At 35.3% G+C, this 12,059-nt stretch carries 9 protein-coding genes, 2 pseudogenes and 3 other annotated features; of the genes and pseudogenes, 2 read left to right on the forward strand and 9 right to left on the reverse strand.

What is annotated here, in order from left to right:
- Nucleotides 1-16: 16 nt before the first annotated feature.
- The 5 genes from tyrA to ACUXVC_RS14840 form a co-directional block, all read right to left on the reverse strand.
- Nucleotides 17-1,117, reverse strand: coding sequence for a prephenate dehydrogenase (tyrA, locus tag ACUXVC_RS14820; protein ID WP_095690671.1), 1,101 nt, complete (start codon nucleotides 1,115-1,117; stop codon nucleotides 17-19).
- Entirely contained in the window at nucleotides 1,110-2,210 is a 1,101-nt protein-coding gene (gene hisC / locus ACUXVC_RS14825) for a histidinol-phosphate transaminase (protein WP_446025730.1), read from the reverse strand. The genes tyrA and hisC overlap by 8 nt, the downstream gene beginning before the upstream one ends.
- Nucleotides 2,211-2,228: 18 nt before the next feature.
- Nucleotides 2,229-3,401: a chorismate synthase gene (gene aroC / locus ACUXVC_RS14830; protein WP_071732051.1), complete on the reverse strand. Its 1,173-nt coding sequence runs from the start codon at nucleotides 3,399-3,401 to the stop codon at nucleotides 2,229-2,231.
- A 53-nt stretch (nucleotides 3,402-3,454) separates the two neighbouring features.
- Nucleotides 3,455-3,674, reverse strand: a binding site (T-box leader).
- Nucleotides 3,675-3,683: 9 nt separating this feature from the next.
- A complete protein-coding gene (locus tag ACUXVC_RS14835; RefSeq protein WP_001273575.1) occupies nucleotides 3,684-4,760 on the reverse strand; it encodes a bifunctional 3-deoxy-7-phosphoheptulonate synthase/chorismate mutase in 1,077 nt (358 codons plus the stop codon).
- Between the two features lie 194 nt (nucleotides 4,761-4,954).
- Nucleotides 4,955-5,190: a binding site (T-box leader), on the reverse strand.
- Nucleotides 5,191-5,244: 54 nt separating this feature from the next.
- Nucleotides 5,245-5,480: a binding site (T-box leader), on the reverse strand.
- A gap of 107 nt (nucleotides 5,481-5,587) precedes the next feature.
- A complete protein-coding gene (locus ACUXVC_RS14840) occupies nucleotides 5,588-9,070 on the reverse strand; it encodes a DUF4020 domain-containing protein (protein ID WP_141241034.1) in 3,483 nt (1,160 codons plus the stop codon).
- Nucleotides 9,071-9,251: 181 nt separating this feature from the next.
- On the opposite strand from ACUXVC_RS14840, the gene ACUXVC_RS14845 reads away from it, so the two are divergent.
- On the forward strand, nucleotides 9,252-9,689 hold the full coding sequence (locus ACUXVC_RS14845; protein WP_000997702.1) for a YndM family protein: 438 nt from the start codon (nucleotides 9,252-9,254) through the stop codon (nucleotides 9,687-9,689).
- A 150-nt stretch (nucleotides 9,690-9,839) separates the two neighbouring features.
- On the opposite strand, the gene ACUXVC_RS14850 is transcribed toward ACUXVC_RS14845, so the two are convergent.
- The 4 genes and pseudogenes from ACUXVC_RS14850 to ACUXVC_RS14865 all read right to left on the reverse strand — a co-directional run.
- Entirely contained in the window at nucleotides 9,840-10,370 is a 531-nt protein-coding gene (locus ACUXVC_RS14850; RefSeq protein WP_098126627.1) for a cysteine hydrolase family protein, read from the reverse strand.
- 42 nt (nucleotides 10,371-10,412) lie between these two features.
- Nucleotides 10,413-10,952: a GNAT family N-acetyltransferase gene (locus ACUXVC_RS14855; protein WP_144465293.1), complete on the reverse strand. Its 540-nt coding sequence runs from the start codon at nucleotides 10,950-10,952 to the stop codon at nucleotides 10,413-10,415.
- A gap of 12 nt (nucleotides 10,953-10,964) precedes the next feature.
- Nucleotides 10,965-11,183, reverse strand: a pseudogene (locus tag ACUXVC_RS14860) (YfzA family protein); the annotation flags it as partial.
- A 155-nt stretch (nucleotides 11,184-11,338) separates the two neighbouring features.
- Nucleotides 11,339-11,422, reverse strand: a pseudogene (locus tag ACUXVC_RS14865) (YfzA family protein); the annotation flags it as partial.
- Between the two features lie 99 nt (nucleotides 11,423-11,521).
- Between ACUXVC_RS14865 and ACUXVC_RS14870 the strand changes: the two are divergent.
- Entirely contained in the window at nucleotides 11,522-12,046 is a 525-nt protein-coding gene (locus tag ACUXVC_RS14870; RefSeq protein WP_069355812.1) for a kinase, read from the forward strand.
- Nucleotides 12,047-12,059 lie beyond the last annotated feature (13 nt).

The raw sequence follows: 12,059 nt of genomic DNA on the forward strand, positions 1-12,059 counted from the left end.
TTTTTCACCTTCTCATTTAAATTGTTTCATAAGTTTGGTATTCTTCTTCTCCAAGCGCTAGCTTCGCTTTCATACGATCTTCTTCCCTTTGGAAACTAATACGTAATACCCCAAGCAGTCCTTCACGCGCTTCTAATATTTGCAAGTTCGTAATACTAATTTCCTCGCGCGCTAAAATACTCGTAATATGAGCCAATGCCCCCACCTTATCTAATACATCAACGTATAAGTCGTGATAGGCAGGAATTGCACCACTCTTTCTTACTGGTAAAGAATCACGGTATTCCTTCGCATCTGCAAAATAGTTTTGAATCTCGCCTGCATCTCCGGTAGAAACTGTCTTATATAAACCTTCCATTTCAGAGATCCACTCTTTTAATAATACCATTAAATGCTCTCGATTTTGCTTTACAATATCACTCCACATTTTCGGACTACTAGATGCGATACGTGTAATGTCTTTGAAACCTCCAGCAGCGAGTTGATGAATGAGCGGATTATCTCCTGCATGTTTCTCAACTTGCTTTACTAAACCTGCTGCGATAAGATGCGGGAAATGACTAACAATCCCTGTTACATAATCATGTTCTTCTGTATTTAAAACAAGAAAATGAGATCCTGTTCCTTTTAACCATACTTTAAGGTCTTCCACTTGTTCATTTGGTACATGATTCATCGGTGTTAAAATGTAAAATGCATTTTCAAATAAATGCGCCTTTGCGCTTTCAACTCCCGTTTTATGAGAACCCGCCATCGGATGTCCCCCAATGAAAGAAACTTCCTTTGAAAATAAAGCTTCCGCTTCGTTCATAATAGACCCTTTTGTACTACCAACATCAGTCACTATAACATCTTCTCGTAAACGGAATGACGCAAGTTTGTGTAATAGCTTCTTCGTTTCTTCAACTGGAGAAGCAAAAATAATTAAATGTGCCTCTTCACATGCATGCTGTAAATCAACTGCTACTTCATCTACTACGTGTAATTCTTTTGCACGCTCTACTTGCTCTTTAAATATATCGTAACCTGTTATCGTTACATCGTGCTCTTTCTTAATCGCTAATGCGAGAGAGCCTCCTATTAAACCTGTTCCAATTAATACTACCTTTTTACGCATTTGCCTCATCTCGAGACTTACTTTTTTTGTTTTCAAAGTGTTGTTTTAACACTGAAATCACTCCTTCATTTTGCTCCCTTGTTCCAACTGTAATACGGACACCATTTGGGAATGGACGAATAATAAACCCTGCATGTGCACAAGCTTCATAAATCTCTCCTGCATTCTCAACTGGCAAGAAGATGAAATTTGTTTGTGATGGATAAAATGGAATTTCATTTTCCTTACAAAAGCTTTCGTATTGTTGTAATCCCTCTGTATTCACACGAACTATTTCTTCAATAAACTCGTTATCACCAAAAGCAATCGTAGCTGCTTTTTGCGCTAATGAAGATACGTTAAATGGTAAACGTACGACATTTAATTTCTCAATTAGCTCTTCCTGTCCGATCGCATATCCAACGCGGAAAGAAGCTAATCCGTATGCTTTAGAAAACGTTCTAAGTACAAGAATGTTTTTATGTTTTTCTAAAAGCAGTAATGTCTCAGGGAAATCTTTTGCTGTTACGTATTCATAGTACGCTTCATCAATGACAATTAACGTATTTTCACTAATGCCTTCAATAAATTGAGTTAATTTTTGCTCATTCACATATGTGCCCGTCGGGTTGTTCGGATTACAAATCCATACGATTTTCGTATTATTATTTACCGCTGACAAAATTTCGTCTAAATCGTATACACCGTTATTTAAAGGAATTTCTTTCACTTCACAGCCTTCAATAATCGCATGATGACGGTATTGCGGGAATGTTGCACCTGCTGTTACAATGTTATCTCCCGCTCGTAATACGGCGCGGCTTATTATTTGAATGATTTCATCTAAACCACTACCACAAAGTACTTGTTCCATTTGCACATGCAACTTATCCGCGATTGTTTGACGGAGCGTCGTAGCACCTCCGTCAGGATATAAAGCATGTTCCAACCAAGATTTTTGCAACTCTTCTAAAACTCTCGGTGAACAACCGAATGGATTTTCATTCGATGCTAATTTCACAAACGAATGATCTCCGTACACTTCTTTCATTTGTTCTGGTGATTTACCTGGTTTATATGGTTGTAATGATGATAGTTGATCTTTTACTTGCACGTTAAACCCACCTTTTTATTAAAATTCTTTTGCGTAGTTATTGTGTTGCATAATGTTTTGTTTTAATAATTCCATACGATCTTTTCCGAATTGTTCGACTAGTGCATCTGCAAGTTCCCATGCTACAACAGATTCAGCTACTACACCCGCTGCTGGCACTGCGCAACTATCAGATCTTTCAATACTCGCTTGGAATGCTTCCTTCGTATCAATATCAACGCTTGCTAACGGTTTGTATAATGTAGGAATTGGCTTCATAACGCCTCTTACGACAATTGGCATACCTGTTGTCATACCGCCTTCTAAACCGCCGGCATTATTCGTTTTTCTCGTGTATCCTTTTTCTTCATCCCACAGAATTTCATCATGCACTTTACTTCCTGGTTGTCTTGCCGCTTCAAAACCTACGCCAATTTCAGCACCTTTAAATGCATTTATACTCATAATTGCACCAGCAAGTTTTGCATCTAATTTACGATCGTAATGAACGTAACTACCAACGCCAATAGGCATACCTTCTGCAATAACTTCCACAATACCACCGATTGAATCTCCGGTACTTTTTGCGTTGTCAATCGCATCCATCATTTCTTGCTCTACTTCTTTATCTAAACATCGAACTGGTGAGTTTTCAGTTATCGTTTGAATTTCTTCAATCGGTAAGTTTGAAATATGTTTTGCTTTTACTCCACCAATTTCAAGAACATGTCCTGCAATTTTTACGCCTAATTCGCTTAAAATTTGTTTTGCAACTGCACCAGCAGCTACACGAACTGTCGTTTCTCTTGCAGATGAGCGCTCTAATACGTTTCTTATATCACGATGACCATATTTAATTGCTCCATTTAAATCCGCATGTCCTGGACGTGGTTTTGTAATTGTACGTTTCATGTCTTTACTTTCTTTTTCAGAAATTGGCTCAGCACCCATTACTTTCGTCCAATGTTTGAAATCATCATTTTTTACGATTAACGTAATCGGTGATCCAAGTGTCATCCCGTGACGAACACCACTTACAATTTCAACTGTATCTGTTTCAATTTGCATGCGTCTTCCGCGTCCATGACCTTTTTGTCTTCTTAATAATTCTTTATTAATATGTTCCGCCGTAAGTGTCAAACCTGCTGGTACACCTTCTAAAATAACTGTTAACTGCGGTCCATGTGATTCTCCAGCTGTAATGTATCTCATTTCTCTTACCCCTTTACTATTTTTTTGTACAAAAAAGTCCCTACTGAGCGCTCAGTAGGGACGATGTTTATCGCGGTACCACCCTAGTTGTAGACAACTGTCGTCTACCTCTCTTCTTCTTTAACGATCGTTTGACCGTCTTCCCCTCCATAAGTTGTCGAGAAAGATGCTCCAAGGCTGTAATTCATGCTTACCTTTGTACTGATTCACACCAGCCATCAGCTCTCTTTAACAGTGAGATAAGCACTACTGTTTCCTCTTCAACGCATATATGATATGGAATTAAGATAATTTATTTTTGAAACCTTTTAACTCATCCATGAATCTATGGAATTCTGGAATGTCCATTTGTTGTGCAGAATCTGACAATGCAACTGCTGGATCTGGATGAACTTCAGCCATTACTGCATCTGCGCCAATTGCAAGTGCCGCTTTCGCTGTTGGTAATAATAAATCTCTGCGTCCAGTTGAATGTGTTACATCAACGATAACTGGTAAATGTGTTTCTTTCTTTAAAATTGGTACTGCAGAAATGTCTAATGTGTTACGTGTTGCTCTTTCGTATGTGCGGATACCGCGCTCACAAAGAATAATTTGATCGTTACCTTGCGCAATGATGTATTCCGCTGCGTTAATGAACTCATCAATTGTTGCTGCTAATCCACGTTTTAATAATACTGGTTTGTTAACTTTACCTACAGCTCGTAATAAATCGAAGTTTTGCATGTTACGTGCGCCAACTTGAATTACATCAACGTAGTCTAATGCCATTTCAACATCGTTCGGATTTAAAATTTCACTAATAATTGCTAAGTCGAACTCGTCTGCTACTTGACGTAAAATTTGAAGTCCTTCTACTCCTAAACCTTGGAAATCGTATGGAGATGTTCTCGGTTTGAATGCACCACCGCGCATTAATTTTAAGCCTTGGTCTTTCATCGCTTGCCCTACTTGACGAACTTGCTCTAAGCTTTCTACTGCACAAGGTCCCATGATGAACGTTTGTGTTCCGTTTCCAATCAATTCACCTTTTACATCAACGATTGTATTTTCTTGTTTCTTTTTACGTGATACTAGTAACGCTTTACGGTTATCATCTTCTTGTAACTCTAAGCTTGCTTTGAAAATCGTTTTGAAAATATGTTGAACTGTTGATGTTTCGAATGGTCCTTCGTTATGCTCTGCAATCATATCAAGTACTTCACGCTCACGTACTGGATCAAAGCGTTTCGTACCTTGTACTTGCTTTTGCTCTCCAATTTTTTGAACGATTTCACCACGTTTGTTTAAAAGGTGTAATAGTTGTAAGTTAATTTCATCTACCTGTTTACGTAATTGATCTAATTCATGATTTGCCATTTGGAAATCCTCCTCTAATGTTTTAAAAGTATAGTAAGAGAATAAAAGATTCTCTATTTTCTGAACTGGCTAATTATACAAATTTATAGTGGAATCGATACCTCTTCTTATTTTAAACTAATAATTCGTACAAAGACATGAACTACTAGTTAAAAAGCCACTTTTTTGTACAAAAAAGCCCTACTGATCCAATCAGTAGGGACGATATTTATCGCGGTACCACCCTAGTTGTAGACTTCTGTCGTCTACCTCTCTTCATTGTTAACGATCATCTGACCGTCTTTCCCTTCATAAAGACAATACTATCTTTACTACGAAAAAGATGCTCCAGGACTGTAATTCGCTCTTGTTTTTGTACTGGTTCGCACCAACCACCAGCTCTCTGTTACAGGGAAACAACAACTACTGCTTTTCCTTTCAATGCATGACTATTTTATTTTCAAGTTGGACCACTAAAATACAAAAAGTCCCTACTGAATAAATCAGTAGGGACGATATTTATCGCGGTACCACCCTAGTTGTAGACTAACTTTCTGTCTACCTCTCTTCACTGTTAACGATCAATTGACCGCTTTTTCCTCATAAAGACAAACTATCTTTATTACGAAAAAGATGCTCCAAGACTGTAATTCATGATTATCCCTGTACTGGTTCACACCAACCACCAGCTCTCTGTTACAGTAAGACTAACCACTACTGTGATCTCTTCATTGCACTTTGTTTATTCAAATGTTTTTGAAATTGAATAAGTATGATTCGTATTATAGAACGCTTTTCAAAACACTGTCAACAACTTTTTATATATTTTTTAAAATTCCACTTTCGTCCTATAATTCTTCTTGTAAATCACCCATTACAATTCCTATGCGAATTATTTCATTTTCTAGTAAATGTAAAACATATTCCTCTACTCCATACTGAACTAATAATTCTTTTATTTTTATGATTTCTTTTTCAAATAAAACGGCTTCTTGACATGTTTGTAGTAAAATAAAAAACACATTTGCAAACATTTCTTTATGCGCTTTCATACTTTCTTTCTTATGAAGCATTTCAATCAATAACTGCTTCATTTCCTCACCTGTACATTTACCATTTACACTTGAAAATGCACGAGACATAATACATAATCCTTTTTCTAATATTTCATCCATGTATAAAATAATACGTAAAAGCATTACATATTCTCTCGCTGTTATCTCACCCATTTTTGGTCGTTCTCGCAAAAATACACTGAGCCAAGCTGTCCAAAATTTTTGTTGTTCTTTTACACTTAATGTTTTGACGTAATAGCATAAAAACTGCATAAATTTAATTTTATTTTCTTCATTTTCTAATACGAGTAAAGGGTATAACCAATCTGTTTTTTGCTCCCAATATAGTACACATTTAATAAATACAAAGCTAAGCCACTTCAAGAAAGCTTCCCTCGTATGCGGATGTAATACTTCCAAATGTTCTATCGCATACTTAATAAAACGCTTCATTTCTGTAAATAAAGGTAAATTTATTTGCGTGTAACATAAACCAGCCCATGCATATTCCGTAATTTCATTTTGTTTTTTTAAATCTAAGTATGGTAACAAATATTTTCGGCACCATTGCTTTTCAATATGATATAGAAATGTAATATCTGCTATTAAACGAGCAAACATAAAGTTTGTTCGTACTGAATTAACTCTTACTTGTTCTTCAAATAAAAATAAATATTCATATACATTACGATCGTATAAATGATCATATGATAACAACTTTAATAATACAGCCGTCATTTTTCCAACAGGATGCTGAATTGATTCATTGTAAAAATCTTGTTTTCCAAGCTTAAAATCCGTATCACTCTTCATAACTTGAGGAAACACTGAAAAAGCAAAGCGTTTTACAACACGTATACTATTCTCTTCTAACTCTTCTAGTCGATTACTAATTTCATATAGAAAACTACTAATTAACCAATGAAAAGCAGTATTTCTAACAAATTTCTGCAATAACGGAATAATTTTTTGGATTTGATCATTTGTCAATCCTCTGTTATTTCGCCATTCTCTAATACAAACAAACCATACTTCATTACTTATTTCTTGCACTCCTACTAATTGATATGCGAATGAAATACTCCACTCTGTATTCAATTTACATGCTTTTGATAACATCTCTAAAAAATGGCGTTGTTCAAAAACACCATCTTGCGAAAATTGCCGAACTTGCTTCATAATTTCAACATCTTTCAGCTGCAATAATCCGTCAGCTGTTACATTACAAGTAATGCTTTGCGCTGTATCCTCTTTCTTTTGTACACTGTATCGTTCAGAATGAAAATGAGGATGCTTTTGCTTCATTAACTCATACCCATTTGCCGTAGATGGACTATTTGAATCACACTTGAATAATAAGTCTAATACGAGACATGCATCAAATACTCTCTCTTCTGTAAGACGCTTTATTACAGTTCGAGTGACTTCTTCTTTTGTTTTTTCCAAACAATTTGCATAATGACTTTTTAAAAGTTGGAAAACTTCATGTTTATAAGTGAAATCTAAAAGAAGTCCTTCCTGTAACAACCATTTCATTTTGTCATCTACACGAACAAAAATATTTTTATTCATCGCATCAATTGCAATTCGCTTTTGAAGTACACTATTCGCTTCTATCATTTCTGTAATATAATAATCCGCTTTTTTCTCATTGTTTTCACATAAATAAGTTAGACACTCTTTTACAATTTGTATTAAAAATGCAAGATCATTTTGATGAAACTCTTTTTCTACATCTTCCGTATTTCTTTTTTTCAGTGCCGTTTGTCTTAATGACAACATTCTCAATTTTTCTAATCCAATCATCATAATTGGAACAGCATAATAGGCGATATATGGCCTCATCTTTTCATTCCAAATTTGCTCCACATGAGAAAATGTTGATACTGGTAAGCGACTCGATTCCTCGAGTTCTATTGCTTCTTGCGTATCATTTCCCCATTTTCTTACACGTTTCAACTTCAGCTTTCCGTCTAAAATAAAAGTTAGTAACAATAACGCAATTTCCTTATGCTCAGGAAAAGAACATTTTTGCAGTAACTTAGAAATCTTTTCTATAGAGCTACTATCTTTTTCAGCAGTTTCTAATAAAAGGAGTGTCCACCTGGCAAACAACAATGGGTCCATCTTACTCTTCGTTTCGTTTAAGTAGTTACAAATTGTTCTCCATAATAACGGTGATATTTTAGAATAGTTTTTATAAATTAATTGAAATAATTCTATCTGATGACTAAAAAGAAATTGTTCCACTAACCATTCTGCAAGTAATTCATCTACTTCATTATAGTTTGGCGTAAGCATAAACAAATTTTGTAATTTACCTTCTGCTTCTAACCATTCGACCCATTTATAATCGTGAGCAAATTCCACAAAGTAACGAACTGTTTCAATTTTTTTAATTGATTGCTTTATGTATGATAATTGTTCCTGTTCTACTGACGGGGGAACCGTTACAATATCCCGAATACGCATTCTTTTCGTAATATAATTATCACCCATTAATTCCGCCCAGCGTTTTACCGCTTTTACGAGGGATTGATGATTATTCACTTTATTCGGATACACAATCGGTCTTATCCCCAAATGTTCCCAGTGGTACGTATTTTCTCCTTGTGCGACGAAAGCAAATCGTCTTGTACTTGGTGGTAAACCAGTTGCTAAATATTTCATTACTGGGTCATTATGACTATATCCAACGAATAAAACGGTGTAATTTGAGAATAGATCGACTAAAAATCTTCTCGCCCACCCTTCCGTTAAGTAAGCCCTTCCAAAATCACCGTCTGTTAAAATTAAAGCCTCTTTCTCCTGTTCTACATTACCATGTATATAAGCAAGACCTTTAAAAGCTCTCCCAGTCGGTAAAGCTGGAGCGTAATAAACATTGATATCTCTATTTATTTCTTTAATTGCAGTTGTAAAATGTTGATCAAAATTTGTTGTTACAATGCGGATATCTGTATCTAAAGGAAATAACCTTGGAATTGCATAATGTAATGGATTCGGTTTTGATTTCTCTATATGAACAAGATCTCTTGCGACTTGATGTACATCTTTTGTTTTCGCAATTTTACCAAGATAATAATCATGTGGTTCTGTTATTTCACGCTTTTCGACATATAACGTTTTTGCAATTTCATCAACTAAATCATCAAAATTTGGTAAGTTTGATTTCCCTTTCATAGAAACTCCCGCTCCAACAAATAACACTAACTTTCCTTGCTCAATGTGATCAATTAACTCATCTGGAATTTCTACTTCTGAAGTAATCCACATCCTGGATTCCCCCTTACCTAAAAATGTCATACACTCTCATTTTACTATAACATTTTTTCGTTATTTTTATAATATTTAGACTAAATTCCGAACATGAAAAAGTTTTATGTAAATAAATCCGTTACAATGTATGAACTCCAGAATTTATTGCAAAACTATGTATAAATCGGAGGTGTAAATTTTGAATGATTTCACAGTAGTGCTTATCAAGTTTATATCGTGCATTATCGCATTTAGCATTGGGCTTGCTTTATTTTTCCCTGCAACGTTTGTTCAAATTATTTCATTCAGTCTCTTTGTTACAATCGTATCCTACATGTTCGTTGATAAAATTATTTTAAATCGAATTGGCAATACTGGTGCCATTATGTCGGATTTCTTATTAACATATTTAAGCGTATGGATTTTCGGTAATATTTTATTAGACAACTATATGCAAATTGCATGGGGCAGTATCCTTTCTGCCATCGTCTTCACTTTATCTGAAGTAATCGTTCATCGCTTCTCTAACTCTCATACAAGGCACAACAATGATAACATTCGTATTAATCGCCGCTTTGCATATGGTACGGAGTTTGCTGAAGAACAAAATATATTGGATAAAGACAAGAAAAAGTAACATTTTAATGCAGGAGCACCCTTTTTAATTATGTGGTGCTCCTTTTTTGTATTTTTTCATTATGGTACGTGAAATTATATAAACGATTATTTCAAAATATCGACTTACCGACAATATTTGACGCTATTTTTCTAATAAAAAAACTGCCTCTTATTTAGAGGCAGCCACTTTCAAGTCTTTTAATGCAACAACATCCGCAAACGCTCCCAATACTGCGTTATGATGTTTCACAATATCTTCAGCACGTAACACTTCTGCATCAAATGTACTATGCGCATCACTAACTAACGTTACTTTATATCCTTCACTACATGCTCTGCGCGTTGTCGTATCTACACAATACTCTGTTTGCATTCCCGAAAGAATAACGTGTTCAATTCCTTTCTCTTGTAACACTTCGCTTAAGTTTGTCTTATGGAATGAATCTGGCGTCGTCTTTTCAACAATATCATCCCCTTCTTGCGGAGCGATTGTTGCATGGATTCGCCATCCATCCGTACCTTTTTCTAACGGATGGTCTTTAGGACCGTTATGTTGGACATAAATAACTGGAATATCATTTGTACGACATTCCCCAATAAGCTCTTGCAATGTTTGTAAAAACTTTTCCCCATTATGTACTGGCATTCCAGCTGTATACATACCCGCTTGCACATCAATTACGATTAATGCTTTTTTCATTTCACACAGCTCCCTTCGTTTATATAAGCCATTGCATATTCATTATAATTGTTTGTATTCCATCATCCAACAATCTTCTAGTTCCCCCTCATGTAGCTCATGTTCCTTTAAAATCTTTACTTTTTTAAATCCGCATTTTTCATAACACTTTATCGCTCGTTCATTATTTACTTTCGGATCCATTGCGATTGCTTCTGCTCCCATTTCACCCATAATGTATGTAATTGCTGCCTGAACGAGTTTTTGTCCAATTCCTTTTCCCCAATAGACTGGTTCACCGATAAATTGATCCATTCCCCATACATTTTGTGATTCTTTATAGCCATATATCGCTTTCCACTCTGAATCAACTGGGTACATTTGTATGTAACCAATCGGAACGGTATCAAATTCTATTAAACATCTATTTTCATTACTGTTTGGATTATGCATAAAATGATCAAGCACCTTTTCTACAGATTGCGGATTATCTCGCCCTTCGTAATACCGCAGGACTGCTGGGTCCGTTAACCATTTAGAAATGATAGATACATCATTTTCCATTACGTATCTAATCAATAAACCTTCTTTTTGAAAAAGCATATTATACCTCTATTATTCTTTTATATTTTTTCTTGATATTATATCTTTCATTGCACCTACTAATGCATATGGTAGTAATGTTATCGTAAAAAATGCTGTAAATACGTTAAATTGCGGGATTGTATAGAGTGTGAACCATTCTGTGAAAAATTGAGAATTTAATATTCTATTAAAAAACTCTCCGCCTGGTCTAAAGTTTGGTGCCCACGCAGTTATTTCACACAAAATAAAGTGAAACTTTAATCAGTGGGGGTTTTGTTCATCCCCCACTGATTATTAGTTGAACCAATCGGGCTTTTACGGGCAGTTGATCCCCCACCTAACTTCTTCGCTTTCGCTGAATTTTGAGGTGGGGGTCTTACTGCCCGTTAATGCGGGATAAACAGTAACTGAACAATAAAAAATGCCCCTAGATAACGAAACCAAGTCCGTTTCCATATAGGTTGTGCATTTTTTAATATATCCCCCATCTAATCCCCTCCTTAAATATTCATCATATTAATTATACACTTTCCTCACTTTATTTGTTAAAATTTTCTATATAATTAATACCGTTGGGGGAATACATTATGTCTAAACCTATACTTACATCCACTTTAATCATTCTTAGAGGAAACTCCGCAAGTGGTAAAACAACGATCGCAAAGCAACTACAAGAACATTTCGGACAAGGGACACTTTTAGTCTCTCAAGACGTCGTACGTAGAGATATGTTAAGAGTACACGACACGATGGGGAACTTATCTCATGATCTACTATTTGAAATTACGAAGTACGGAAAAGGAAAATGTAAGTTTGTTATTTTAGAAGGTATTTTAAACAATCGTAGATACGGTGATATGTTGAAAGAATTAATTCGTTATTTTGATGGAAATGCATATACATATTACTTTGATTTATCACTCGAGGAAACCATTAGACGACATAACACAAGGGACAAACGACATGAATTTGGTGAATATTCCCTTCAAAAATGGTATAATCCGCACGATACAATTGAAGTTGCTAGTGAAACTATTTTTACAGATAATTTTACACAAAAAGATATATTTGATGCGATTCTTAACGATGTTGCGATACAAAAACAAGACTAATATAATATGTTAG

This window comes from Bacillus sp. N6 (assembly GCF_052805735.1).

Excerpts from the sequence above, each read along its gene's own strand:
- tyrA (WP_095690671.1), bottom strand. The coding sequence starts at position 1,117 with ATGCGTAAAAAGGTAGTATTAATTGGAACAGGTTTAATAGGAGGCTCT.
- aroC (WP_071732051.1), bottom strand. The coding sequence starts at position 3,401 with ATGAGATACATTACAGCTGGAGAATCACATGGACCGCAGTTAACAGTT.
- ACUXVC_RS14835 (WP_001273575.1), bottom strand. The coding sequence starts at position 4,760 with ATGGCAAATCATGAATTAGATCAATTACGTAAACAGGTAGATGAAATT.
- ACUXVC_RS14840 (WP_141241034.1), bottom strand. The coding sequence starts at position 9,070 with ATGTGGATTACTTCAGAAGTAGAAATTCCAGATGAGTTAATTGATCAC.
- ACUXVC_RS14850 (WP_098126627.1), bottom strand. The coding sequence starts at position 10,370 with ATGAAAAAAGCATTAATCGTAATTGATGTGCAAGCGGGTATGTATACA.
- ACUXVC_RS14855 (WP_144465293.1), bottom strand. The coding sequence starts at position 10,952 with ATGCTTTTTCAAAAAGAAGGTTTATTGATTAGATACGTAATGGAAAAT.
- ACUXVC_RS14870 (WP_069355812.1), top strand. The coding sequence starts at position 11,522 with ATGTCTAAACCTATACTTACATCCACTTTAATCATTCTTAGAGGAAAC.